Annotated in this window: 24 protein-coding genes; 4 read left to right on the plus strand and 20 right to left on the minus strand. The window is 63.8% G+C overall.

Features of this window, described 5'->3' with window-relative positions; genetic code table 11:
* Window positions 1-28 precede the first annotated feature (28 nt).
* Window positions 29-1201 (plus strand): methionine adenosyltransferase, encoded by a 1173-nt coding sequence (gene metK / locus J7I12_RS10235; RefSeq protein ID WP_288907870.1) that lies wholly within the window; start codon window positions 29-31, stop codon window positions 1199-1201.
* A 244-nt stretch (window positions 1202-1445) separates the two neighbouring features.
* On the opposite strand, the gene J7I12_RS10240 is transcribed toward metK, so the two are convergent.
* The 19 genes from J7I12_RS10240 to J7I12_RS10330 form a co-directional block, all read right to left on the minus strand.
* Window positions 1446-2021 (minus strand): virion core protein, T7 gp14 family, encoded by a 576-nt coding sequence (locus J7I12_RS10240; protein WP_288907869.1) that lies wholly within the window; start codon window positions 2019-2021, stop codon window positions 1446-1448.
* Window positions 2021-2476 (minus strand): GNAT family N-acetyltransferase, encoded by a 456-nt coding sequence (locus J7I12_RS10245; protein ID WP_242621237.1) that lies wholly within the window; start codon window positions 2474-2476, stop codon window positions 2021-2023. Before J7I12_RS10245 ends, J7I12_RS10240 begins: the two co-directional genes overlap by 1 nt.
* A gap of 198 nt (window positions 2477-2674) precedes the next feature.
* A complete protein-coding gene (locus tag J7I12_RS10250; RefSeq protein ID WP_302548799.1) occupies window positions 2675-5161 on the minus strand; it encodes a phage tail protein in 2487 nt (828 codons plus the stop codon).
* A 3-nt stretch (window positions 5162-5164) separates the two neighbouring features.
* Window positions 5165-5599, minus strand: coding sequence for a tail fiber assembly protein (locus tag J7I12_RS10255; RefSeq protein ID WP_302548801.1), 435 nt, complete (start codon window positions 5597-5599; stop codon window positions 5165-5167).
* Between the two features lie 17 nt (window positions 5600-5616).
* Window positions 5617-7227, minus strand: a complete 1611-nt coding sequence (locus J7I12_RS10260) for a hypothetical protein (protein WP_302548803.1) — start codon at window positions 7225-7227, stop codon at window positions 5617-5619.
* Window positions 7228-7249: 22 nt separating this feature from the next.
* Window positions 7250-7840 (minus strand): phage connector family protein, encoded by a 591-nt coding sequence (locus J7I12_RS10265; protein ID WP_118229748.1) that lies wholly within the window; start codon window positions 7838-7840, stop codon window positions 7250-7252.
* 108 nt (window positions 7841-7948) lie between these two features.
* Window positions 7949-8392 carry a hypothetical protein gene (locus J7I12_RS10270; protein WP_118229747.1) on the minus strand — a complete coding sequence of 148 codons (444 nt, stop codon included), beginning with the start codon at window positions 8390-8392 and terminating at the stop codon, window positions 7949-7951.
* Window positions 8393-8488: 96 nt separating this feature from the next.
* Complete coding sequence (locus J7I12_RS10275; RefSeq protein ID WP_118229746.1) at window positions 8489-9478, minus strand: major capsid protein; 990 nt, start codon at window positions 9476-9478, stop codon at window positions 8489-8491.
* Window positions 9479-9522: 44 nt separating this feature from the next.
* Window positions 9523-10023: a hypothetical protein gene (locus J7I12_RS10280; protein ID WP_288907864.1), complete on the minus strand. Its 501-nt coding sequence runs from the start codon at window positions 10021-10023 to the stop codon at window positions 9523-9525.
* Window positions 10004-10348: a Bbp19 family protein gene (locus J7I12_RS10285; RefSeq protein ID WP_302548608.1), complete on the minus strand. Its 345-nt coding sequence runs from the start codon at window positions 10346-10348 to the stop codon at window positions 10004-10006. The genes J7I12_RS10280 and J7I12_RS10285 overlap by 20 nt, the downstream gene beginning before the upstream one ends.
* Window positions 10348-12150 carry a portal protein gene (locus tag J7I12_RS10290; RefSeq protein WP_288907862.1) on the minus strand — a complete coding sequence of 601 codons (1803 nt, stop codon included), beginning with the start codon at window positions 12148-12150 and terminating at the stop codon, window positions 10348-10350. Before J7I12_RS10290 ends, J7I12_RS10285 begins: the two co-directional genes overlap by 1 nt.
* A 2-nt stretch (window positions 12151-12152) precedes the next feature.
* Entirely contained in the window at window positions 12153-12899 is a 747-nt protein-coding gene (locus J7I12_RS10295; protein ID WP_302548607.1) for a GNAT family N-acetyltransferase, read from the minus strand.
* A complete protein-coding gene (locus J7I12_RS10300; protein WP_302548606.1) occupies window positions 12899-14221 on the minus strand; it encodes a terminase large subunit domain-containing protein in 1323 nt (440 codons plus the stop codon). The genes J7I12_RS10295 and J7I12_RS10300 overlap by 1 nt, the downstream gene beginning before the upstream one ends.
* Window positions 14222-14373: 152 nt before the next feature.
* The gene (locus J7I12_RS10305; RefSeq protein WP_288907860.1) at window positions 14374-14634 is read right to left on the minus strand and encodes a hypothetical protein; all 261 of its coding nucleotides are present in this window, start codon (window positions 14632-14634) and stop codon (window positions 14374-14376) included.
* Entirely contained in the window at window positions 14634-15038 is a 405-nt protein-coding gene (locus J7I12_RS10310; RefSeq protein WP_118229740.1) for a DUF2730 family protein, read from the minus strand. The genes J7I12_RS10305 and J7I12_RS10310 overlap by 1 nt, the downstream gene beginning before the upstream one ends.
* A 53-nt stretch (window positions 15039-15091) precedes the next feature.
* Window positions 15092-15415, minus strand: coding sequence for a hypothetical protein (locus tag J7I12_RS10315; protein ID WP_118229739.1), 324 nt, complete (start codon window positions 15413-15415; stop codon window positions 15092-15094).
* Window position 15416: 1 nt separating this feature from the next.
* Window positions 15417-16103 carry a glycoside hydrolase family 108 protein gene (locus J7I12_RS10320; RefSeq protein WP_302548605.1) on the minus strand — a complete coding sequence of 229 codons (687 nt, stop codon included), beginning with the start codon at window positions 16101-16103 and terminating at the stop codon, window positions 15417-15419.
* 256 nt (window positions 16104-16359) lie between these two features.
* Window positions 16360-16923: a Mor transcription activator family protein gene (locus J7I12_RS10325; protein ID WP_118229737.1), complete on the minus strand. Its 564-nt coding sequence runs from the start codon at window positions 16921-16923 to the stop codon at window positions 16360-16362.
* Window positions 16910-17155 carry a hypothetical protein gene (locus tag J7I12_RS10330; protein ID WP_118229736.1) on the minus strand — a complete coding sequence of 82 codons (246 nt, stop codon included), beginning with the start codon at window positions 17153-17155 and terminating at the stop codon, window positions 16910-16912. The genes J7I12_RS10325 and J7I12_RS10330 overlap by 14 nt, the downstream gene beginning before the upstream one ends.
* A gap of 378 nt (window positions 17156-17533) precedes the next feature.
* Here J7I12_RS10330 and J7I12_RS10335 point away from each other — a divergent pair, with 378 nt between their 5' ends.
* The 3 genes from J7I12_RS10335 to J7I12_RS10345 all read left to right on the plus strand — a co-directional run bounded on the left by J7I12_RS10335 (window position 17534) and on the right by J7I12_RS10345 (window position 20415).
* Window positions 17534-18214, plus strand: coding sequence for an XRE family transcriptional regulator (locus J7I12_RS10335; protein WP_118229735.1), 681 nt, complete (start codon window positions 17534-17536; stop codon window positions 18212-18214).
* Window positions 18215-18546: 332 nt separating this feature from the next.
* Window positions 18547-19998 (plus strand): SLC13 family permease, encoded by a 1452-nt coding sequence (locus tag J7I12_RS10340; protein WP_242621242.1) that lies wholly within the window; start codon window positions 18547-18549, stop codon window positions 19996-19998.
* 99 nt (window positions 19999-20097) lie between these two features.
* Window positions 20098-20415 carry a P-II family nitrogen regulator gene (locus J7I12_RS10345; protein ID WP_118229733.1) on the plus strand — a complete coding sequence of 106 codons (318 nt, stop codon included), beginning with the start codon at window positions 20098-20100 and terminating at the stop codon, window positions 20413-20415.
* Between the two features lie 278 nt (window positions 20416-20693).
* On the opposite strand, the gene J7I12_RS10350 is transcribed toward J7I12_RS10345, so the two are convergent.
* Window positions 20694-23813 carry an efflux RND transporter permease subunit gene (locus tag J7I12_RS10350; protein WP_270229366.1) on the minus strand — a complete coding sequence of 1040 codons (3120 nt, stop codon included), beginning with the start codon at window positions 23811-23813 and terminating at the stop codon, window positions 20694-20696.
* Window positions 23814-23836 lie beyond the last annotated feature (23 nt).

Here is a 23836-nt window from a genome sequence, read left to right on the forward strand (position 1 = left end):
CGCGCTCGGCGCACCCAAGGAGAATCGCATGCAAACCAAGGGCAAATACTACTTTACTTCCGAATCCGTCACCGAAGGTCATCCCGACAAGGTGGCTGACCAGATTTCCGACGCCGTGCTGGACACCCTGCTGGCCCAGGACCCCGACGCCCATGTGGCTTGCGAAACCCTGGTGACCACGGGCATGGCCCTTATAGCCGGAGAAATAACCACCAGCGGCTACGCCGACCTGCCCAGCGTGGTGCGCGAAACCATCAGAAACATCGGCTACAGCAATTCCGGCATGGGCTTTGACTGGCAGACCTGCGCGGTCATCAACACCATCGGTCATCAGTCGCCGGATATTGCCCAGGGCGTGCGGCGCGAAAAGCCCGAAGACCAGGGCGCGGGCGACCAGGGCATGATGTTTGGTTACGCCTGTGACGAAACCGCCACCCTTATGCCTGCCCCCATCTACTGGGCGCACCAGCTCTCTCAGCGCCTTTCCCAGGTGCGTAAGGACGGTCTGGTGGACTTTTTCCGCCCTGACGGCAAGACTCAGGTTTCTTTTGAATACCAGGACGGCAAGCCCGTGCGCATCAACAACGTGGCGGTTTCCACCCAGCATGCGGAAAGCGCCAGTCAGGCCGATGTGGCCGAAGCCGTGAAAAAACTCGTCATCCGGCCTGTACTGGAACCCACCGGGTACTTTGATGAAAAGCACTGCGAAATTTTCATCAACACCACGGGCCGCTTTGTGGTGGGTGGCCCCATGGGCGATTGTGGCCTCACCGGGCGTAAAATTATTCAGGATACCTACGGCGGCAGCGGCCACCACGGCGGCGGGGCTTTTTCCGGCAAAGATCCCTCCAAGGTGGACCGTTCCGGCGCGTACATGGGCCGCTACATTGCCAAAAACGTGGTGGCCGCCGGTCTGGCCCCGGTCTGCGAAGTGCAGATCGCCTACTGCATCGGCGTGGCCCAGCCCGTGAGCGTGCTCGTCTCCTCCCAGGGCAGCGGGCACATCCCCGACGAAGTGCTTACCCGCGCCGTGCGCGAGGTTTTTGACCTGCGCCCCTACTTCATCACCAAGCGCCTGGACCTCAAGCGCCCCATCTACCAGAAAACCTCCTGCTATGGCCATTTTGGACGTGAACTTCCCGAATTTACCTGGGAAAAAACCGACGCTGTGGCCGACCTGCGCACCGCCGCCAAGGTGTAAAGGGCGGGGGAAGGGCGCTTCTGTTTCGTTGCGCCCTTGCGTGTTTTGGCAAGAAAAAACGCCGTTGCGGGCCGGGGAAAGTACCTTTGGTACGGTCCCGACCGCAACGGCGTTGTGTTTTGTCTGGAGAAAAAAGAGGCCCGTAAACTTTGAACATACCTATTTATAAAGGGAATCGGCTCAGGGATGGGGGCTGCATCCGCTGGTCGCCGGAGGCGGCCTGTTTTTCTCCTTTTCTCCGTTGTCAGCGCAACTGCGCGCCGCGCGCGCCGATGGTGTAGAAGTTGCGTCCCACACGGGAAGCGCCGTTGAGCAGTGTGCTGGTAAGGCCCAGGTAGTCGGTCTGGGCGCGGCTGTTACTGTATTGCGACTGCAGCTGAGCGTCGGTGGCCTGGTTGCGCAAGGCCCAGGCGCGCACGTCCTGATTGGAGGCGTTGTTTTCGGCCTGTTGTCGGAGGGAAAGGGCGTCCAGTTCGCCTTTTTCGGCCGTATCCAGGTTGCGGTCCAGGGTGGAGCCCACGTCTACGGTCGCGCCGCTGGCTCCGGCTTCGGCACGTTGGCTGCCGATGATGCGGGCGGCCTCCTGACGTTTTTTCACGGCGTCTTCATAGCCCTGACGTCGCTCGGCGCGGGCGGCTTCTTCTGCCACCTGGGCGTTTTGCTCGGCAACCTGGGCGTTGCGGCTGGCCAGCCGGGACTGGTAGTCGTTCTGGGCCTGCTGGTTGGCAGACTGCTGCAGGGCGCTGGCCGTGCCCGCCACAGCTCCGGCCAGGGCCACGGCGGCGGTAATGGCGGCGGCCGTGCTGGTGGCTATGGCCATCAGCGCACCTCCTTGTGCCAGACGGTTTCTGTAAGGCGCGCGCCCAGCCGACGGTAGAGGGCGTCGCAGGGGCGCGAGGCCGGAGAGCTGTACTGGATGAGCCCTACGCCCCGTTGGCGCAGGGCGGTTTCGGCGTGGTGCAGCAGGTGCAGGGCATTGGGACCGCGCCGGAGGTCGGGGCGCAGATAAAGGCCGTCCAGGGCGGCCAACAGCAGGCCCCGGCGGTGGGGACAGGGCACCAGGGTAAAGGCGGCGTAGCCCGCCAGCGTTCCGTCCTGCCGGGCCGTGCTCAGGTGCAGCATATGCAGGGCTTCCAGCTCGGCGTAGCGGGCCAGGTCAAGCACCTTGTTTTGCGGCCCGTGCAAGGGGGCCTCCACCTCCTGCCAATGGGCGTCGGCCAGGGCGCGGGCTTCCTGTCCGGCGTCGGCCAACGTTTCGCTTTGTACGCAGAACACAACTGCCTCCTTGAAAAACAGGTTCATGATCGGGCGCTGTTTGCCAATGCCGCCACAAAAAATTCTATTTCCCCTAGAGCAGTTAGCGAATGAAATGAGCTAACTGCTCTACAAGGATTTTATTGAAAATCCTTGCCACGAAATGCGAGAAGGCAGGCTTTTGCCTGCCGTAAGCAAGCATTTCAAGTGGTAAATGCTCTAGCCGAAGGCCGTATCCACCACCAGGGCCAGGAGCCGCCACGGCAGGGGCCTGTCCTGCACCAGCCATACGGAGGTCTGGGCGTCCTGACCGCCGCCGGGGGTGAACTCCAGGTCGCCGGAGAAAGGTTCACAGGGCGCGCCATACGTTGCGGGCAGGAAGGGGAAGTCGTAGAGGATTTCCCGGTCCGGGCCGTATTTGCCGCCCACGCTGCGGTAGAGGCGCACGGCGCAGCGACCGTAGGCCCGGCGCTTGCCCAGGGTGGAACCGGTCTGCGCGTCGGCCTCCACGGGCAGAGGGGCCAGGGCGGCCGTGTAGGCCAGGCCAGCGTGCACCACCTTGGCCGGGTAGGGCAGGCTGATTTGCCCGCCCTGTACCACGCAGCCTTCCACAGGACTGCCGTCGGCCAGCACGGACACTTCCCGCCCCTCCAGATGGTCCAGCCCCGTCACCACGTCCAGGCCTGTTTCACTGCGCTGGGTGATGCCGCAATCCACAAAGAAGGCCTCTTCAATGGCCGTATCCTGGCCGAAGGGCGCTTCCAGCTTTTCCAGAAAATGACGGGTGACGCCGTTCACCTGCCGTTCCACCACCAACAGCAGCACGTCCGAATCTTCGCCGGAGAGGACGGACACGGAGCGCACCTTGCCATCCGTGGGGTGGCGGGACCAGCCATAAATTTCGTGCTCCTTCATGTAGGTGAGGGCCAACAGCGTGCCGTCGTTGCGCACGCACCAGATGGTAGAACTTGGGGTCTGCTGGTAGGCCCACTGCAAGATGCTGTAGCCGTCAAAAAGGTGCGGGGCCATGATGGAGAGGTCGTTGCCCGCGTAGCCGTCTTTTTCCAGCGAATAGAACAGGTCGCGTACCCGCGAACCGTGGCGCTGCACGTGCATGACGGAGTTGCCGATAATGAGCGGCGCAAGCCCGCCGGAGCTGCCCCAGTAGCTTTGGGCCACAATGCTCACGCCCGAAGGGGTGATGACGCCGTCTGTGCCCGTGGCCTTGTATTCGCTGCCGGAGGTGCCCAAAAGCAAATCGCCAAAACTGGCTATCCACTGGATGCTGTCAATGGAGCCGGAGGCAATCATGTATTCCACGGGGTCGTCGTCCTGCAGGGGGCGGGACTTGCGGAAGTTTTCAAAATCCCCGGTGCGGGACATGTAAAAGTAGCCGGGGCTTTTTTTGCCGCCGCCCAGAGCCATGCGCTGCTGATGAAAGGCCACGACGCCGGGGTTGTTGCCGTCGGCAAAGGGGTCCCAGTCTTCCTTGGGCGTATCAGAGGTGTCGGCTTCGTAATTGTTATCGATAAATTTCAGGGTTGCGCCGGCGGCAAACACGGGGGAAACGGCATAAGCCCCCACCGTGCCGGAGGGGTAGGCCGCTTTGTTGCCCAGCTGGCCGGTGGTATAGGTGCTGTATGTGCCACTGGGGTCGCCGTCTTCGCAGGGCAGCATGACCCAAAAATAACTTTTGCTCGTGGAGGAGGAAGAAAGCCAGGTTTTTGTCCCGTTCGAGTTGTTGTGATATCTCCAGGTGGTGGTATTCGTTGTTTTTGTCACCCGAACAAAGGCCTTGTTATCAAGGATAAAGGCGTTCTGCGTAGTGGATGCGGACACTTTGAGCTTGCTGGTGCTGTCCACATTGGCGGTGTGCCCATTGCCGTTGACCACGGTGCGGGTAATGCTGCCAGCATAGTGACTGATGTCGCAGGTCAGACTGCCCATTTTGAGGCCAGCCAGCTCGCCGCCCTCGGCGCTGGCGGCCTTGGTGACGCCGATAAAGCCGTAGTACCCGGCTTCTTCGCGGTAAACGTTGTATTCCGTAGCGTCGTCCACGGCCGACCAAGTGACAGTGGCGCTGTTGCCCTGCACCCAGTCAGAGGGATGTTTACCCGTGGTGACGGCTCCTGCTTCTGACGGCAAGGATTCGCGGCCGTCGTCGTCCACGGCCACCACCTTGTAGCGCAGTGTGTAACTTCCGGCAGTGCCGCTGAACTTCACCGTGGGCGCGGCTGGGGCGTCCAGGCTCTGGTTCAGGACGACCTCTTCAATCTCCCAGGCGTAGCCGCCGCCTTCCGCATCCGTGCGCAGGATTTTTTGCAGGGGGTAGTCCGGATGGGCCAGATAGACCACGTCGCCCACTTGCGCGTAGGAAAGACGCAGCAGGTCGGCAACGGTATAGGGCGTGACCACATCCACATCCAGAAGGGCCGTGCCGTCGCTTACGCGCAGGCGGTGGCCCGAGAGGATAAGGACAAAGTTCTGTCCGGCCTCTTCATTGAAGCTGAAGGGGATGAGCACGGCATTTTCCTCCCCCAGGTCGGCCACAAAGCGGGTGCCGGAGCGCCGGGCCGCGTCGCCGTGCAGGCCTGGCAGCATGTTTTCCATGCAGGCCACGCAGTTGCGGTAGCGGGTCAGGTCGTAGCGCGCCCCCAGGGTGGGGGAGATTTCGCCGCCGGTAAAGTTTTGCAGGGCTATGCGCATGGGTCAGACCCCTTGCACGGCTGGCAGTTCCGGCCAGGGCGTCAGTTCGCCGCCGCCGTCCCACGGCGCACCCTCCTGGCCAGGCAAGTCGCGCAGTGTCTGGCGGTAGGCCTTGACGGCGGACAATGCATCGGCGCTGATGGGGTAGTCCGGCAGCAGGTACTTGTCCGTGGCGGTCAGCTTGGCGTCGCGCGCGACACGGAGCTGTGTAAAAAGCTCATCCTCTGTGGGCGGGGGCGGTGGGATGAATACAATGCTCCCATATTTTGCAACTGATGTGTTGTGAGGTCCTACAAAACTTTCGTACACCGACATTCCAGCATCTGAAATCGCTGCATCTGATAGCTCGTGCCATTGCGAATTGAGGAACGCAATTCGGTCATCATGGCTCGCTACGCGCAATACAAAGCCATTTGATGCTATGAAAATTCCGTACATATTTCACCATTCCATATTTATTGATAGGCTTTTAGCTGTATGTTAGCACCTGCAGTGAGTTCTATGACGCGAATAATAACTGTTTCTTTATTTGGAAATACTATGTAGCAGTTTGACGATGCGTATTTTCCATCGGTACTATAGCCAAGTACATAGCCAGATGTTGCAGATGTACCTGTTTCTCCTTGTCCACCGTCAGCACCGCTTATAGTCTTTAGCTTTGCAATTCCTGTGGGCGTACTCCTGTTCATTACTATAAAAAGTGGCTTTCCAATTACGACACCAGTTATCTGCCAGTCCCCAGGCATGGATGGCTTAGTCGACAACAGGAGTGATGTACCCACCTGCATGGCTGTGTCCCAAGCACATTTTTGCGTTGCTAATGCCGTGCCAGTGGCGGCAACTGTATCCGTTTTCGTTATCCAATCGTCCAGCTTCCCACTTGCGTCAGCCTGCGGCACGGCGTTGGCCGTGGGCGTGGGGGTTACAACACTGCCTACGCTCAAAAACGCCGGGCCGTTGTCAATCGTCGCCCCCGTTACCATGTCCGCAGCCGTCGCAACACGGCCGATTCCCCTCGTGCTTGTGGTGGCTGACTGCGTTTTTCCCTCAACTGCTTCAACCCTGGAAACAAGGTTATCCGGCACCGCGTCTTTTGCCTTGTGCGCGTAGTGTTTGGCGCTGTATTCCCCGGACTGCACTGGCACATCTGCATCTTCAGAGGCCCAGCGCCGGGAGAGGTCTGCACTGTCAGCGGCGGCGGTGGCGCTGTCAGCCGCAGCTATGGCCTTTTGGCTGGCCGTAGTCGCGCTGCCAGCGGCAGCGGTCGCACTACTGGCTGCGGCTGTAGCCTTTTGAGTAGCTGTGGTCGCGCTGCCAGCGGCGGCTGTAGCACTGTCAGTTGCAGCGGTAGCGCTGCCAGCGGCATTGTCGGCCTGCGTGGCTGCGTTTGCAGCACTGTCAGCTGCAGCGGTAGCCTTCTGGCTGGCGAGGTCTGCACTGTCAGCGGCGGCGGTCGCACTACTGCCAGCGGCAGCGGCCTTTTGGCTGGCCGTAGTCGCACTGTCAGCGGCGGTGGTGGCTTTTTGGCTGGCCGTAGTCGCGCTACTGGCTGCGGCTGTAGCACTGTCAGCCGCAGCGGTAGCAGAAGCGGCCGCGCCGGTTGCGGATTGTTCCGCCTGGTCGCGGGCGTCAAAGATATCTTCGACCATGTCCTCCGGCGTGGTCGCGCTCGTGGCCGACAGCTTGACAGCGCGGCTCAAGCCCTCGCGTAACTGCTGCCGTTCGGCTGCGGCCTGGTCCAGGGCGTCTTCAATAACCTGGGGGTCGAAGCGGGAGGCGGAAACCAGGTCCACTTCCTGAACAAAGGGCATGTCGCGGGTGATGGAGAGCACGGCCCCGGCGGGCAAGGGGCTGCCTTCGCGCAGGTAGACGACGCTGCCGCCGCTTTCGGTAAGGCTGATGCTGCACTGGGCGGTGACGTCTTCCTCGGTCTGCTCTGTGGCGCCTGGCATGGTGACCGTGACGGTGAGCTGGTCCGCGCTCCAGACCTTGAAGGCAAAGGGGAACGTGGTGGCAACGCCGTTGCCGTGGAAAACGGTGCGGCTGGGGCTGAAGGGCATGGTCATGGCAGAGGCTCCTTAAAGAATGTCAGCGGGCCAGAAGCCAGGGGTCTTCCGCAGGGCGCTCCCTGCGTTCTGAGGCGTCGGCGGCCTGGGCTCGCGGCAGGTCGGCGGCATAGAGCTTCTCCAGTGCGGCGATCTGCTGGCCCGCATCTTTGAGCAGGGGTACGGCCACCAGGGCCGCCAGCTTGCGGGCCAGAATGTGGGCGAAAAGGTCGTCGAACAGGCGGGGGTTTTGCACGTCTTCTGTGTACAGGGCCAGGGCGCGGTCCGAATCCGTCAGCAGCAGAGGGGCGTCCCCGGCGGCGTTGCGGCCCAGGCGAAAGGGGCGCGGCGCAAGGCCCTGGTGCCGTACGGCGTGCACCTTGAGGCACAGGTCGGGCAGGGCATAGGCAAAGCCGAATTCGGGCGCGTAGCCTTCGGGCAGGGCCTGCGGCGCGAGCCAGGCCCTGCGCTGGGCGAAATTCCAGGGAAAGTCGCGCAAAACCTGCCGCCGGGCTGTATCCCAGTACAGCCGACACTGCAGGGCTTCTGGGGTATTTTCCTGTTCCGCGGCTACGCCGCGTGCGCCCAGGAAACCCAGGGCGCGGTTCCAGATGCTGATTTGATTGATGCTCATGCCACGCTCCTGAAAAATGGTTTGCGGAGGCCAGGACAGCGGGACAAGGCCGCTGGCGGCAGGGGAAAAGGGGAGACATCCGTCCCCTTTTCCCCCAGAGGTGCGCGCTCAGCGGACCATGAGGGCCGCTTCGTAGGGCAGGTCTTCTTCTCTGGTCAGGGCGGCGAAGATGCGGCCCTGGCTCACGTTCTGCCCGGATACGGGCGTGAGGGAAAAACGCAGACGCAGGTAGGGCTGGCGCGCGCCCTGGGGCAAAAAGCGCAGGTAAGGCCGCGCGCCCAGATCCAGAGTGGGGGCCGCCGCGCTGTGGGCAATGCTGACGCTGCCGCCCGGCACGCTGGTCCAGGGGCCGTCGGGCTGGGCGGCCTGCTCCATGTCAATGCTCAGATTCTGGACTTCGGCGGGCAGAAAGGCTTCGGTAACGGAGAGGCGCAGGGGCATGGGCTCCATGCGGCCCGGCAGCTTGCAGGCGGTCAGGGCCACGGTGTTGCCCGTGGCGTTGGCGGTGAGGGAGCCTTCAAAAAAAACGGCGTTGCGATCGATGATGGCCATGGGATCTCCTTGCGGGATGTGGAAGTGAGGGGCGGGATGGAACTGAAGGATGGCCCCGCCCGGCGCGCGGGGCCCCGCCGGGCGGAAGCCGCGGGGCTAGACGGGGTCTTCGGTGGAAAGCACGGCGTCGCACTGGCGCACGGGCCGGCCGTGAAGCACGGGCACGGCTTTGGCGTCAAAAAATTCGCCGTACTGCAGCTGCACGTTGCCCGCGTCGGAATTCTGCAATTCCAGGGCGGTGAGCACATCGGCATTGGCGTACCACACCGCTTTCTGACGCAGATGCTGGGGCATGCGGTTTTTGGCTTCGATGGTCAGCTTCTGCAGGTCCACAAAGCCGCTCTGGCCCTTGCGTTTGCCCAGGGCCGCCACGGGCAGGTTGGCGATGCGCGCCACGCCGCGCCAGTCACGCACGGCCAGGCCGCAACGCCAGTTGTACTTATCGCCCACCACCTGGTATTTGCGGCCGTCCGGATCCTGAGTCATGTAGGTTTTGAGATCCTCGTGAGAGAGTCCGCCCGTGCTGCCCTTGGGGTAGACTCCATGCACGGACTGCGCGCCCCAGGCGACCAGCCAGAGCGAGGTGCAGCCGGTGGCGTCGCGTCCGCCGGCGTCCAGCACGTTGTTGGCGTCCTGAGCCGGGTAGCGCATGGCCAGGCCGTTGAATTCGTCAGGGTTCAGATTGCTGTTGCCGTAGAAGAGGGTGGCGGCCACCTTCTGACGCATGGCCTCGGCAAAGGCGATGCCTTCGCTCATGCGGAAGGCCCGGTCGCGGCTGCCGTAAAGACGCAGCTCCTCCACATCCAGTTCCATGATGGCTTCGAGAATGCCGCAGCCTTCCTTGACCTGGCTCCACTGGGATTTGCTGGGCGGCGTGCCCTGGTAGAGCCTGCGCCAGTAAACTTCCGGCAGGCCGGTGCGGATGCGGGTGAGGTGGCCGTCGCTCTGGTTGGCCTCCATCCAGAGCACATCGTCCACGATGTCGTTGGTTTTGTTCATGAGCTCAATGATCTGCCCGGCTTTTTCACCGCGGTAGAACTGTTCCATTTCCGCCAAAGAAACCACAAAACCCAAAGAAGTGGCCATAGTTGCCTCGTTGGTTGCAGGGTGTGACAGTAAAAAAGGGGAATCTAGCCCCGCGCGGACCAGCCCGCGTACATACGTTCTTCCAGGGGCGGCATGGCGGCGCTGTGGGCCTCGCCGCGCACCAAGCCGTCTTCCATGAGGGCGTCGGCAATGTTGTTGAAGAAGCGCAGGACGGACAGGTTGTTGCCGTAGCCGGTTTCCTCCAGCAAACGGCCGATGTGACGATCCGGATCAAAGCGGTCCAGGGCCAGCTGGGCGCGGGCCACGCTGGCGGAGAGGTTTTCGCCGCCCAGCTGTGGATCCTGGGCGGCTTCGCGCCGCCACTGGTCCACCTGGGCCTGCCAGGAGGCGCGCTGGGCGACCTCGTGCTCCCGCAGCTTCTGGGCCAAGGGATCCTGCGCCGGGGCGTCGGGTGTCGCTGTGTCCGGCGCGGGCATGTCGGGCGCGGGGGCGCTTTCCGCGGGGGCAGGCGCAGCGGGCGCGCCGCTGGTCCCGGTAGTGTCCGGGGCGGGGGCAAGGGGCAGGTCAGGGGTGGTCTGGCTCATGGTCTTCGTCCTCCTGTGGGTTGAGCAAACGGGGCAGATATTCCGGGTCGGCCCGGCGCAGCAGGCGCAGCAGACGCGCGCCCACGTAGCGGCGGCCTTCGGTAAAGCCCAGGCGCAGGGCGTCCGCGCCGGGCGGGGCGTCTTCCAGGTTCAGGGCGCTGAAGCAGCGGCATTCTTCCAGCAGCCAGCGCAGCAGCAGGCGGCCCTGGGGGTGGGCCATAAGGCCCGTGAGCGCCTCGCGCAGAGCCGCTTCCGCCTGCAGAGCGCGGCTTTGGGCCAATTTTTGTCGTTTTTCGGCCTGTTCATATGGGGCAAAGGCGTCCATCAGCGGGCCTCCTTACGAGGAGGCGCTGGGCTTGGGGCCGCTGCCGCGGCAGACGGCGGGGACCATGCCGGGCGGCCCAGACCGCGGATCAGGTCGGCCAGACCGTCCAGGGCCGAACCTTCCTGCCCTTGCGGGCCGTGCAGCGGCGTCTGGGCCAGCTGGCGCGCCATGTCCACGCCCTGGCGCAGGTTTTGGGTCAGGGCGGCCACGCGGGACGATTCCGCTCTGGCGGCCCGCAGTTGTTTTCGCTCCTCCAGGGGACGGCTCAGGCTGACGGGCAGGCCCAGGCTGTCGGCGTAGCTGTCCAGCAGCCGGTCCACGTTGAGGGCGTCCAGGGCTTCGGGCCAGGCGGCGGAGGCTTTAAGGGTCAAGGCCAGATATTGGTCTGTGGCGCTCACGCCCACCAGTTTTTGCGCCTGGGCCAGCAGGGAGACGAACTCCACCTTGAGGCGACGGCCCGTGAGCTCCGGCGGGCAGGGCGGCAGCATGTCCAGCTCGGCCATGCACAGGAAGGTGCGGTCCATGAGCGGGATGAACAGCTCGTCGTGCAGGCGTTCCAGCACGGGCCCGATGAGCACCAGTTTTTCCTCCTCGCGGGCGGCGATCTCGCTGGCCGTGACCCGGCTGCGGCCTTCCAGAATGAGCTTGAAGAGATCGTTGTAGAGCCCGTTGCGGATTTGGTTCTGCACGGCTTCCATAGCCTTGCGGGCCGTGGCCAAGTCCGGATTGACCTGCAGGAGCGGCGTGGCCGCCTGGGGGCTCTGGCCGGGGGCGCTGTCCACATAGTTGATGCCGCCTGGGGTCAGGTCGAGCCCTACGGAGCGCAGGCCCGCGGCTACGCTCATGGGCGGATCCACGGCCTTATGGATGGCCTTGAGGGTGGTGACGCCCATTTGTTGCAGCATGCGGCAGTCGGGCAGGGCGTCCATGGCCGGGGAGCGGCCGTAGACGTCGTTGCCGGCCACGTCCCAGCGTGGTCCGAAGCCGGGGAAGGAGCGGAAGCCCGACTGCCGCAAAGGGTGCCCCTGGCCTTCGCGCCCTTCCAGCCAGTACACCGAGGCCACGGGCATATGCCGGGCCGTGAGCAGCGCGGGGTTGCGCTCCGTGCGCGGATATACGGCCTGGATGACGTTGTGCCGGGCATCAGGCTGCACCGCGGCCTGGCGGCGCAGGCTTTCCGGCAGGGCCGCCGGGCCGAAGGCCTGGAGCAGCTGGCGCAGGGTCATGGCCGTGCGGCGGAAGACCGTGTCCACCCGCCGGGCCGCGTCGCAGTCCAGGACGTATTCCCCGGCGCAGAGGGGCAGAAAGCGGAAGCCGCCGCGGACGTCGGCCAGCTCAAACACAAAGGCCGTGCCGAAAGCGCCCAGTTCACCGTAGATGGTGTGCATGGCGTTGTAGAAGTTGGAGCGGTGGAAAACCGCGCGCATGCGCGCGGCCACCTCGTCCAGCCAAGCCTGTACCGGGCGTTGGCGGGCCAGGTCCGCATCGTCCAGGCTGAGGCGGAACCAGGGCCGGGCCGGACTGGTCAGCCCGCCTTGCAGCCCTGCCGCCAAGGTGCGCATGGCCAGAATGCCCGTAGCGTCTACCAGCCGACGGTTGAGCAGGGGGCCTTGTTCTGCCGCGTCCGCTTCGGGCTGCAGCCGACAGCGGGTGGGCAGAAAGTGGTCCGCCAGGCTTTGCCAGGCCGTGTCCCAGGGGGCGCGTCGGCGCAGCAGGGCCTGATAACGCCGGACCAGATCCGGAAGGCGGGCGCGTAGCGCGTCTTCGCCTGTGGGGGCGTTCTGTGTTTCCCGGTTGGTCATGATTATTGCCCCAGCAGGGTTTTGCGGGTGGTTTCCGCCCGGTTGAGCGGACTGGTGTGCACAGCGGCGTAGAGCCCGGCTGCGCGGGCGGCCTTGTCCTTCTGGATCTGGCGGGCGGCCGTGGCCGCTTCTGTGACGGGCTTCTGCACTTCCTGTTTGGGTACGGGCGTCACTTCGGGCACGCTGGGCGTGTCGGCGCTGCCTCCTCCGAATCCCATAAGAGCCTCCTTGGGGTTGACGTTGCGCAAGTCTGACGGTGTGCAGCAGACCAGCACGCCGTCCACAAAGCGGTTTTTCCGGGCGTGACGGCAGGCTTGCGGCAGCCGGGCCAACAACCGAAAACCGCAGGCTTGGGCCAGACGCCAGGCGTGGCGGTTGGGCGCGGGACAAAGGCCCAGCACCGCCGCGCAGTCCAGCCGGGTAAAAGCCCAGGCCAGGCCGTCGCGGGCCATGGGCACGGCCAGCCGGGCCGCGGCCCGGAAGGTGGTGAAATCAAATTCCCAGAGCTTGCCCCGGCGCGGCGTGAACAGGGCGCAGGCCAGCATGGCGGCGGGGTCGTGCCCGCCTGCGGCCGGATAGCAGCAGAGCAGCACGCTGTGGGCCGGGTCCGTAATGCGTTGCCAGTCGTCCAGGCTGGGGGCGGCAAAGGCGCTCATGGCGCAGCCCAGCAGCCCTTCGGCAGACATGCGGACAAAAACGGCGTCGCGCGTGGCCTGGTCCTGGGCGGGCAGGTAGTGGAAGCAGGGCATCAGTCTTCTCCGAACATGTTGTAGCGGGTTCTGGCCCGGCGGCAGCCGTCGACGGTTGCCGCCACGGGACGAAAGCCCGTGGCCGCGTAGCGCAGGGCATCGGCCCCGTGGCTGGTCCAGTCGTGCAGGGGGCCGGAGCCTGGTCCGCCGGGCCGCCACTGCCGCCGGTAGGCGCGCAGGGCCTTGATGCCCGTGGCGCAGTGCTCCGCGTCAAACCAGCAGCGCGGCAGCAGGCGGCGCACGGCGTCGATGCCGTCGGCCAGGGGCAGGGCCGGGGCCAGACTGAAACGCAGACCCATGCGCGCCGCGCATTCCCAGCGGCTCTGGCCTGTGCCCAGTTCCCGCACCCGGATGTCCTGCGGGGCCAGATGCTGGCCGTAGCAAAAGCCCCGGCCAGGCAGATCCTCCCCCGGCGCGGCCGGGCCCGCCGGGCGGGCTTTTTGCTCCAGCACCCGCACATAGTGGGCCAGCCCTTCGCCTGAGGCTTCGTAGTAGTCCACAAAGCGCCAGGTTCCCGATGGCTCCACCTGGAAAAACCAGATGGCCGTGGCGTCGTCCATGCCCAGGTCCCAGGCTGTGTGCACGGGCAGTTCCGGAGCCACGGGCAGGGCGGCGATGCGCCCTTCGCGTTCGGCCGCGTCCACCAGGGGCGCGTAGTAGGCCCCGCGCACCGCCGCGGCGAACGAGCACTCGAATTCCTGCGCAAACTCCGCCGCCTCCATGCTCTGGCGCGCGGCCTCCAGCTCCGCCTGCGGCAGGTAGCCCGTTTGCGAAGCGGGAAAGCGGAAACGCGACCACAGTCCGCTTTGGTCCGCGCCGGCCTGCTGCCAGGCGTCATAGAGCAGGTTATCCGTGCCGTGTGGCGTGCCGCAAAACAGCGCCCGTCCCTGGCGATCCGCCAGCATGGGCCGCAACACCTGGCTCCAGACCTGCCGGGGCATGTCCGCCGGTTCGTCCAGTACCAGGTCGTCCAGGTACAGGCCGCGCAGGGCCTGGGCGTTTTCCGTGCCCAGCAGACGGATGCGCCCGCCCGTGGGCAGCAGACAGGCGAGCTCGCTTTCCAGAAAGCGCGTGCCCGGTACTGCCCCGGCAAAACGGCGGCAGTAGTCCCAGGCTACGGCCTTGGCTTGCCCCAGAAAGGGTGCGGCGTAGGCCGCCCGCCAGTCCTCCCGGCCTGAAAGGAGAGCCTGACGGATCAGGTCGTTGACGGCCGCCACTGTTTTGCCGAACCGCCGGTGGCAGAGCAGGACGCAGAAGCGCGTGCGTTCCTGGTGGAAACGCCACTGTAACGGACGCGGCGTATAGGGAATGACGTGGAGCATGGCGACCTGCGGGTTGCTGTTTGAAGGTCCGCGCCGGGCGGGCCCAGCACGCTGGAGGGGCGGATGGCGCGTGGGCAGCCTGCGCTTATGGGAAAAGGGTTTCCCAAGAGCGCTACCCCTGGACCGGCGGAGCGGTTTTCTTTTTGATCCGACTATGGTTTTTTCGGGGGCTGATCCGGAGCGGGACCGGCCCAGGTTACGCGCAGGCGTGGGGCCTGGGCCGGCGCGGCGGCCGCGTCCAACGCGCCGAGGATGGCGTGGAGTTCTTTGATTTCTTTGACGATATCAATGCTTTTTTCAGCTATGTCGGCTTGATTCAGGCTGTTGGTGAGCAGGGCGAGGCGTTCTTCCAGGCTGCGCAGCAGCCCCTGCACGCCGGAACGGGGTTGCGCCGGGGCGCGCCGGGCGGCCATCAGCGGCGGGCTCCGGCGGCGCTGCCGCTGTAAGGCTGTCGGCGGACGGGCAGGCTGTGCAGGCGGTCCTCCTGACGCTCCAGGCCGTGTTCCAGCCGGGTCAGCAGGCGGTCCAGACCGCTCATGCGGGCGCTGAGGGCCTGCAGCTCACCGCGCAGGGCGGCCAGTTCGTTGTGCAGGCCGGTGAGGGCCGCCGTGCCGGGGATGGCGCGCAGGCCATTTTCCAGCCCGGCCAGGCGGCGGTTGGTGGCGGCTTCGCAGCGGGCCTCGCGCTGCAAATGCAGCAGATAGTCGTCCTGGCGGACAAAGGCCCGGCGCAGGCTCCAGAGGGCCCAGGCAAACAGGGCCTGGACCGCCAGCACCAGCAGGCTTGCGCCCGTGGAGGAAAAAAGGTCGATAGGCATGGGTTGCGCTCCGTGGTTGCAGGTGAAGGGGCGGCGGCAAAAGCCTTGTGCGGCTAAAAACCCAGGCCCAGCATGCCCAGCAGCAGGCCCATGATCTGGTCCAGGGCCGAGGGCGGCAGGCTGGCGCCCCAGGAGGCGAAAAACAGGGGGATGACAATGAGCCTTCCCACCACTTCCCAACAGAACAGCAGGCTGAGCATCCAGCCCAGAAAGGAGCGCCAGAGCCGCAGCCGACTTTGGGGCGCGCCGGCCACTTCCGCTTCATTGATGCGACTTTGCGCCGCGTTCTGCGCATTGTGGTCGGGCAGGACGCGCTGCAGGGCCGATCCCGCCATGGTGCCGAGGCCGCTGAAAAGTTTGCCGAGCAGGGTCCACATATCAGTCCTCCTCCCGTTCCAGCCGGGCCAGATAGTTGTGCAGGTCGCGCACCCGGTTGCGCCAGCCCGCAAGAAAGGCCTTCATGGAGGGGCGACGGGCGGCCAGATCGCGGTAAAAAGCCTCGCGCAGGCGCAAGGTCTGGCGGGCTGCGTACCAGTGCAAACCGGCTGCGGCCAGAGCCGCGGCCAGTTCGGCCGTGCGTTCGCCCATAAGACCGTCTTCGGCAATGGCCGTGTAGTGGTCCAGCTGGGCTTCACCCGTGGCGTTCATGGCCTGCTGCATCTGGCGCACGGCGCGCGCCGGGCCCTGGTTTACGGCCCCGTCGTAGAGCACAACGGCCAGGGGCAGGGGCAGGGCCGCGCATCCCAGGGCGTCCCAGAAGTGTTTTTTGAACAAAATCTGCGCCTGCGCCTTGGTGCAGGCACGGATGTCGTCGGCGTCCACATCGCCGTCCGTATCCAGGTCCAGTCCGTCGCAGGGGCAGGCGGCGGTGGCGCGGCGGACGCACTGGGCGCAGTTGCGCTGCTGGCGCAGGCATTCTTCTCTGGCCTGACGGGCCAGATCCTGCACCCAGCGCAGGGAAACGCCGTGGTTGGTCAGGCCGCCGGGGTCGGCAGGATGGTCGGTCAGGCCGCCCTCCCAGAGGGCGGTGAAGGCGTGGGCTTTCTGAAACGCGGTAGCGGACATGACGGGCTCCTTGCTGGTGGACTTAGCTGTCGGCCGCCGGGTTCTGAATCCGACCGGCGGGCGCGGCGCGTGAAGCCACCATGCCGCAAAGCGCGTTTGGTGTAAGACTGAAAGGCTTCAGCAGGGGGCAGACCTTGCCTGGTGCGGGTTGCGGCGGCAGGGGCGGGGGCTTGTGCGCGGATGCGTGCAAAAAAAGCCTGTCAAATGACAGGCTTATGAGTATTGCTTAATAAATATTAAAATATATAATAAATTATTACGGTGTATTATCTGAAAGTGCAGGGGGTCTGGAAGCGGCCCGGAGGCTGTGCAGCAGCCGGGCCTGCGGGGGAGCGGAGCCGTCTTTTTTCAGGATTTGCCAGACGCGGCGCTCCGAGATGCCGTGACGGCGGGCCAGACCTGCCACGGCGGCGGTGCTGCTGACGCCCTGGCGGGTGCTGCGGCTGAAGTCGTCAATGATGTCGTGCTGGCGCATTTTCTGAAACAGGGCCTCGCAGCGGGGCACATAGAGGCTGGTGCCGCCAAAGGCCGCCATGAGTTTACGCAGGCAGCTCGTGCCCAGGGAGCGGCGCAGGGGGTGACGCGGGTCCGGCAGGCGGCGAGGCACATGCAGGTTCTGGCCGCCGTAGAGGTGCAGCACGCGCTGGAACTGGCGCGGGTGATCCAGAATATCCCAGATAAGCCGGGCGCTTTCGGGCAGGTGCCGCGCGAGCTCGCGCCACTGGCGTTCCTCTTCGGCCAGGCGCAGGGCGCGGCCCCAGGCCCCGCGCACCTGGCGGTCCTGCCGGGAGGCTGCGGGCTTGGCGCTACTGGGGCACACGGCAGGCCTCCGTCAGGAGCGGGTGCGACAGGGAGGGGAGGCTGTGCGGGGGTGGGCAAAGGGGCGCGGACCAGGGAACTTCTGCCACAGGTCTTTGCGCCAGCTGTCCTGCCAGCAATCGGAGGTGGTCGCCCATAAGGCGCAGAACGGGCCGCTGGGCGGCGTCCGCCTGGGCCTGCAAGAGGTCCAGCACAGCGCTCAGGTTACGGATGTCATCGTGCAGTGCGTACATGCTATGCTCCCGTGGAAGATATTGCCGGATGGCGTAAAAATAGATTTACAAATTTTTGTTTCTGAATCAAGGAAAACTTTTTTATAAAAGAAAAGTTTTAATATATTATTTTAATTCTATTATTATATTTATATCTGCGCAAATAGCCCATATAGGCAAAAAATTTTTTATATCAATATAGGAAAACCTTGCTAAGAAAAAGGCTTCGGGGTACAGTGCTGGGGCGGCGTGCGCGGTTTTGTTTGCTGTAACGGGCGTTCTTCAGATTTTTCCGCCGCGGAAGGCGGCCCTGGCGGCCTTCCGGTCCCTAAGGCTCTGGCGGCCGCATTGCGGTGACAGAGGAAAAAGAAATGACAACCGCGAGAAAGGTAGACAGCCATGAACGCAGTGAGCCTTGGACGCGACGAGGCCGGAGCCTTTGCTAGGCGTCTGGCGCAACGGCGCGAGGCTCTGGGCCTGCGCAAGCAGGATCTGGCGAAAAAAATGGGCTTGAGCCTGACCACTATTCAGCAGTACGAGCGTGGGCAGTGGCCTCGTGGCGGGCACGCCGTGCGCCTGGCCCGGACTTTGGGCTGTTCTCTGGACTGGCTTCTGGCCGGCAAGGGCGAGGCCGAAGGCGGCGTGCTGGACACGCCCGACGCCAGGCTGGTGATGGTGCCCATGGTGGAGGCCCGGCTTTCGGCGGGCACGGGCAGCTTTGAGACCAGCGACGAGGTGCTGCGGCACTACGCCTTTCGCTGGGATTTTTTGCGCCGCAAGGGCAACCCTTCGCGCATGGTGCTGCTGCGGGTTTCGGGCGACAGCATGCAGCCGCGCATCATGCACAACGACGTGGTGCTTATTGACCAGAGCCAAAACGTGCCCGTGCCGGGGCGCATCTATGCTGTGGGCGTGGAGGACATGGTCTATCTCAAAATTGTCAATGCCGTGCCCGGGCGGCTTATCCTGAGCAGCTCCAACGCGCTTTATGCGCCCATTGAGGCCCCTACCGGCGGGCAGCTGGCCGACCTGGTGCGGGTTATCGGCCGTGCCGTGTGGGTGGGCCGTGAGTTGGATTAGGGTTGTTTTGTCCGTAGAATGGTAAAATTTCAATTAAAAATTATGCAATGACTAGAAGTAATAATGTGTATATAATTTATAGTGATATATAATAAAATTATTTTTTGTATTGTTACGTGTAAAATGCATAGATATTAAGTTGTGAACCCTTTTTTCAGCAGCATCCCCTTGTCTTGATTTGCCCAGCACAACCAGGTATGATTCCATAAGAAACGGATACTCTGCGTGCGGTTCTCCGCCCGGCAGTATTTTTGCGGCGCTGCCCTTTGCGGGCGCTCTTGCCGTTGCCAGAGCTTCTTTTGACGTCATCAGGGGATACCATGCTGCGGATTATGGCCAGGAATTTTTTGGGAAAGGCCCCACTATGGTATAAATATTCAATTTTATGCTTTTTGCTGTTGAATCCTGCCGTCTTTTTCTTGGTCAGCCCCTTTGTGGCGGGCTGGCTGATTCTGCTGGAGTTTATTTTTACTCTGGCCCTGGCCCTGCAGGTGTACCCTGTGCCTGCCGGAGGGCTGCTGGCCCTGCAGGCCGCCGCCATCGGCCTGGCCCGGCCGGAAACGATATACAGCGAAATAGCCGCCAACCTGCCCACCCTGCTTTTGCTTATTTTCATGGTGGCCGGCATCTACTACCTCAAGGATGTGCTTTCGCTGGTTTTCACCAGCCTTTTTCTGCAGTTCAGGAAAAAATGGCAAGTTTCGCTGGTGTTTTGTGTGGCCACCGCCGCGCTTTCCAGTTTTTTGGACGCGCTGACGGTGCTGGCCGTGCTTATTGCCGTCATTTTTAATTTTTACGCCATCTATCATCGGGTGGGCAATGCCTACGCGGGCATTCCCAAGGAGCAGGCGGAACAGGAAACTGCCGCCTTCCAGGGCTTTCTGCGCAATCTGATCATGCACGCGGCCGTGGGCACGGCTCTGGGCGGCACCCTGACCCTGGTGGGCGAGCCGCAGAATATGATGATCGGTACGAAAATGGGTTGGAATTTCGCCGATTTCTTCAGGCACTGCGGGGTTATTGCCGTGCCTGTGGTGCTGGGCGGCTTTATTCTGTGCCCTCTGCTGGAGCTTTTGCGTTTTCCCGGTTTCGGCTATGAGCTGTCGGACAAAATACGTCAGCTCATTGTCAGGGATTATGAAAAAAGGGCCCGCAAACTCACGGGGCAAAGCGTGTATCAATACGCGCTGCAAGGGCTGGTGGCGCTGCTGCTCATTGTGGCCTTAGGCTTTCATGTGGCCGAGGTGGGGGTGATCGGCATTGGCGTCATTGTGGTCCTTTCCGCCTTTACCGGCATGATCCATGAACACGATTTTGCAGAACCCTTCAACAACGCCATGCCCTTTGCCACACTCATCGTGATCTTTTTTGCCATTCTTGCGGTGGTGCACGACCAGCACCTGGTCACGCCGGTGGTGCAGTGGGTGCTTTCCTTCAAGGGGCAGACGCAGCTGCTTGTGCTCTACGGGGTCAACGGGCTGCTTTCCATGGTCAGCGACAGCGTTTTTGTGGCTTCGGTTTTTCTTTCCGAGATGGACAAGGCCTACAATGCCGGGGCCTTTGACCTGGACTGGTATCAGAATATTGCCGTGGTCATCAACATGGGCACCAATATTCCCTCCCTGGGCACGCCCAACGGCACAGCCGGGTTTTTGTTCCTGCTTACTTCGGCCCTGTCCCCGGTGATTCGGCTGTCCTATCTGCGCATGTTGCAGCTGATGTTACCGTATTTTATTGTTCTTTCAAGCATAGGCGGCGCCATGGCGTATTTCTTTCTGCAATGACAGGCACGGATGGGCGCCAGGCCTTTGCCAGGGGCCTTTTCGGCCGGCAGGAGATATTTTGATTATGACAGCACACTGTACTGCGCCAGGAGCGGACGCATGAATACCGACAATATCCTGATTACGTGCATTGCCTCGGAGGGCCATGCGGATGAAATTATGAGCGTTGCCCGGCAGGCCGGGGCCCGTGGGGGCACGGTTTTGGGCGCGCGGGGCACGGGCACGGAAGAGGACGTGAAGTTTTTCGGCATAAGCATGGTGCCGCAAAAAGAAATGCTGCTGATTGTGGCGCAGGCCGATCTGGTTCAGACCATTGTGGCGGCCATCTGCAGCATGAGCATTTTCAGCGATCCCGGCAGCGGTATTGTCTACACCACCCCGGTGCACCAGTTCCATATCCTTGGGCAGTGCGAATAGAGCATTGCAACGTTGCAATGTTTTGGCGGTTGCGTAAGAGCCGCCCGCCGTGGAGGCGCAAGGGCAAGTTCTTTGCGCGGGTAAGCGCCGGAATGAGCGTGCCGAAACGTTGAGAATACATATTCGCAAAGGGAAGCTGCTCTGGAGCCGTTGCCCTCTGCCATTGCGTCGGCGGCGCAAGATGCGGCAGTGCCCGGCACGCGGCGTTACGTCCGGGCTTTGCGGTTTTTGCGTTTAACGATAGGGCGTTGTTTCGTGCCGCTACACGGCAGGCCGCGTTACGGTTTGGCTTTGCGGCTTCGCCAGCGGTCCAGGGTCAGGTAGACCACGGGCGTGGTGTAGAGGGTGAGCAGCTGGCTCACCAGCAGGCCGCCCACGATGGTCACGCCCAGGGGCTGGCGGATTTCGGCTCCGTCGCCCTGGCCCAGGGCCAAAGGCACGGCCCCCAGAATGGCGGCGAAGGTGGTCATCATAATGGGCCGGAAGCGCCGCAGACAGGCTTCGTAGATGGCTTGTTCCGGCGGCAGGTTGCGGGTGCGGGCGGCCTCAATGGCGAAGTCCACCATCATGATGGCGTTCTTTTTGACGATGCCGCAGAGCAGCAGCACGCCGATCAGGGCAATGACGCTGAACTCCATGCCGCAGGCCATGAGGGCCAGCAAAGCCCCGCCGCCCGCCGAGGGCAGGGTGGAAAGGATGGTCAGGGGGTGGATAAGGCTTTCGTACAGAATGCCCAGCACGATGTAGAGCGCGGCCAGAGCCGCCAGGATGAGCACCACCTGGTTGCCCACCGTGTCGCTGAACATCTTGGCCGTGCCCTGAAAACTGCCCACTACGGTGGAGGGCATGCCCAGGCGCACCCTGGCGGCGTCGATGGCCGTTTGCGCCTGGGAAAGCGCAGCCCCCGGCGCCAGGTTGAAGGCCAGCGTCACTGCGGCAAATTGCCCCTGATGGGCTACGGAAAGAGGCGCAAAGGCGGGGGTTACCTGGGCCACGCTCAACAGGGGCACCAGCCCCCCCGTGCCCGGCAGACGCACCTTTTCCAGGGCCTCGGCTCCGGCCAGCCAGTCCGGCCCGTATTCCAGCACCACGCGGTATTGGTTCTTGTCTTCATAGATGGTGGAAACCTGGCTCTGACCAAAGGCGTTGCCCAAGGCGCGGTCCATGTCCTTCATGCTCAGCCCGTAGCGGGCCAGGGCATCGCGGTCCGCGCTGATTAAGGTTTGCAGGCCGCGTTCTTCTATGTCGCTGTCCACGTCCTTGAAAGCGGCGTCCGCAGCCAGGGCCTGCTGCAAGCGGCGGCCCCAGGTGCGCAGGGCGTCCAGGTCGTCGGCCTGGAGGGTGTACTGGTACTGCGCGCGCGCGCCGCGGCCGCCCATCATGATGTCCTGAGCGGGCTGCAGAAAGATCTGCAGGCCCGGCTCCGAGGCCAGCTTGCCGCGCAGGCGTCCGATAACGCCCTGTGCGCCGATTTTGCGTTCCTTCAGCGGCTTGAGGGCGATAAAGACCCCGGCCCCGCCGCGGCTGCTTGAAAGGTGGGCCGAAACCTGCTGCACGGCCGGGTCCGCCCGAATGATGTTGACCAGCCGGGTGAGTTTGGCCTGCATGGCCTGGAAGGACGCGCTCTGGTCCGCGCGTACGCTGCCCATGATTACGCCTGTGTCCTGCACGGGGAAAAAGCCTTTGGGCACTACAACGTACATCCACACATTGGCGGCTACCACCAGCAGCAGAGAAAAGAGCGTCAGGCGGCGGTGGCGCAGCACCACGGGCAGGCTGCGGGCGTAGCCCGTCTGCAGGGCTGCCAGGACATGCCCCCAGGCGTCGCCCACGCGGGCCAGCAAACGGCGCAGCGCGCCCACCAGCCCCCCGGCCCCGCAGCGCCTGGCGGTTTGGCGGGCCTTGGCTTCGTGCTCCAGGGGGCGCAGCAGGCGCGCGCACATCATGGGCGTGGTGGTGAGGGAAACCAGCATGGAAACCAGCACCGCCGTGGTCAGCACTACGGAAAACTCGCGGAACAGTCGCCCCACAATGCCGCCCATGAACACGATGGGCGTGAACACCGCCACCAGCGAAAGAGAAATGGAAACCACGGTAAAGCCCACTTCGCGCGCGCCGCGCAGGGCTGCGCGCAGGGGTTTTTCGCCCGCTTCCAGCCGACGCACGATGTTTTCCAGCACCACGATGGCGTCGTCCACCACAAAGCCTGTGGAAACGGTGAGGGCCATGAGCGAAAGATTGTCCAGGCTGTAGCCGCAGAGGTACATGACGCCGAAGGTGCCCAGCAGGGATACGGGCGCGGCCACGGCGGGGATAGCCGTGGCCCGGCCGTTGCGCAGAAAAAGAAAGGTCACCAGCACCACCAGGGTCATGGCCAGAAGCAGGCTTTTTTCCACCTCGTGCAGGGAGGCGCGGATGGTCTGGGAGCGATCCATGCGCAGCTCCAGATCCGCGCTTTCGGGCAGCCAGGAGCGCAGCTGTGGCAAGAGCGCCTTAACATGGTCCACAGTGGCGATGATGTTGGCGCCGGGCGAGCGGAAGACGATCAGCAGCACCGCCGGTCTGCCGTTGGAAAGGGCCATGGCGCGCACGTCCTGCGCGCCGTCCTCCACCCGGGCCACGTCGGCCAGGCGAATGGTTTTGTCGCCCCGGCGGGCCACGATGACGTCTTTGTAGTCCTGCGCTTTGCGCAGCTGGTCGTTAGCCCCCACCAGCCAGAAGTTTTTGTCGCTTTCCAGCATGCCGCGGGGCAGAAAGGCGTTGGCCCCGGCCAGGGCCTTGCGCACGTCTTCCATGACCAGGCCGGCGCGGCTCAGGGCGTCCGGGGTGACCTCCACCCGCACGGCGGGCAGGGCCCCGCCCCCTACGACCACTTCGCCCACGCCGGGCAGCTGTGAAATCTTTTGCGCCAGCACCGTGGAGGCTGCGTCGTAAAGCTGGGAGCGGGTCAACACGCCGGAAGTGATGGACAGGATCATGATGGGCGCGCCGGCCGGGTTCACCTTCCGGTAGGTGGGGTTGGAAGGCATGGTGGGCAGGGTGGAGCGGGCCGCGTTGATGGCGGACTGCACGTCCCTGGCCGCACCGTCGATATTGCGGTCCAGATCAAATTGCAGGACCACTTCCGAGGAACCCAGGCTGCTGGAGGAGGTCATTTCGGTCACGCCGGCGATGCGGCCCAGGGCGCGTTCCAGCGGGGTGGCCACGGTGGCGGCCATGGTTTCCGGCCCGGCGCCGGGCAGTTTCGCCCGCACCACCACCACGGGAAAATCCACCTGCGGCAGCGGGGCTACGGGCAGCAGGCCAAAGGCCACCACGCCCGCCAGGGCAATGGCCAGGGTCAGCAGGGTCGTGGCCACGGGCCGCCGGATAAAGGGCGCGGAAAGGTTCAGAGGCAGGATTTCCGGCCCCAGGCGGTGGG

The organism is Desulfovibrio diazotrophicus, assembly GCF_902498985.2.
Taxonomy (GTDB): domain Bacteria; phylum Desulfobacterota; class Desulfovibrionia; order Desulfovibrionales; family Desulfovibrionaceae; genus Desulfovibrio; species Desulfovibrio legallii.

Coding starts and splice junctions, on each gene's coding strand:
- metK (WP_288907870.1), top strand. CDS start 29: ATGCAAACCAAGGGCAAATACTACTTTACTTCCGAATCCGTCACCGAA.
- J7I12_RS10240 (WP_288907869.1), bottom strand. CDS start 2,021: ATGGCCATAGCCACCAGCACGGCCGCCGCCATTACCGCCGCCGTGGCC.
- J7I12_RS10250 (WP_302548799.1), bottom strand. CDS start 5,161: ATGCGCATAGCCCTGCAAAACTTTACCGGCGGCGAAATCTCCCCCACC.
- J7I12_RS10255 (WP_302548801.1), bottom strand. CDS start 5,599: ATGTACGGAATTTTCATAGCATCAAATGGCTTTGTATTGCGCGTAGCG.
- J7I12_RS10260 (WP_302548803.1), bottom strand. CDS start 7,227: ATGACCATGCCCTTCAGCCCCAGCCGCACCGTTTTCCACGGCAACGGC.
- J7I12_RS10265 (WP_118229748.1), bottom strand. CDS start 7,840: ATGAGCATCAATCAAATCAGCATCTGGAACCGCGCCCTGGGTTTCCTG.
- J7I12_RS10270 (WP_118229747.1), bottom strand. CDS start 8,392: ATGGCCATCATCGATCGCAACGCCGTTTTTTTTGAAGGCTCCCTCACC.
- J7I12_RS10275 (WP_118229746.1), bottom strand. CDS start 9,478: ATGGCCACTTCTTTGGGTTTTGTGGTTTCTTTGGCGGAAATGGAACAG.
- J7I12_RS10280 (WP_288907864.1), bottom strand. CDS start 10,023: ATGAGCCAGACCACCCCTGACCTGCCCCTTGCCCCCGCCCCGGACACT.
- J7I12_RS10285 (WP_302548608.1), bottom strand. CDS start 10,348: ATGGACGCCTTTGCCCCATATGAACAGGCCGAAAAACGACAAAAATTG.
- J7I12_RS10290 (WP_288907862.1), bottom strand. CDS start 12,150: ATGACCAACCGGGAAACACAGAACGCCCCCACAGGCGAAGACGCGCTA.
- J7I12_RS10295 (WP_302548607.1), bottom strand. CDS start 12,899: ATGCCCTGCTTCCACTACCTGCCCGCCCAGGACCAGGCCACGCGCGAC.
- J7I12_RS10300 (WP_302548606.1), bottom strand. CDS start 14,221: ATGCTCCACGTCATTCCCTATACGCCGCGTCCGTTACAGTGGCGTTTC.
- J7I12_RS10305 (WP_288907860.1), bottom strand. CDS start 14,634: ATGGCCGCCCGGCGCGCCCCGGCGCAACCCCGTTCCGGCGTGCAGGGG.
- J7I12_RS10310 (WP_118229740.1), bottom strand. CDS start 15,038: ATGCCTATCGACCTTTTTTCCTCCACGGGCGCAAGCCTGCTGGTGCTG.
- J7I12_RS10315 (WP_118229739.1), bottom strand. CDS start 15,415: ATGTGGACCCTGCTCGGCAAACTTTTCAGCGGCCTCGGCACCATGGCG.
- J7I12_RS10320 (WP_302548605.1), bottom strand. CDS start 16,103: ATGTCCGCTACCGCGTTTCAGAAAGCCCACGCCTTCACCGCCCTCTGG.
- J7I12_RS10330 (WP_118229736.1), bottom strand. CDS start 17,155: ATGTACGCACTGCACGATGACATCCGTAACCTGAGCGCTGTGCTGGAC.
- J7I12_RS10335 (WP_118229735.1), top strand. CDS start 17,534: ATGAACGCAGTGAGCCTTGGACGCGACGAGGCCGGAGCCTTTGCTAGG.
- J7I12_RS10340 (WP_242621242.1), top strand. CDS start 18,547: ATGGCCAGGAATTTTTTGGGAAAGGCCCCACTATGGTATAAATATTCA.
- J7I12_RS10345 (WP_118229733.1), top strand. CDS start 20,098: ATGAATACCGACAATATCCTGATTACGTGCATTGCCTCGGAGGGCCAT.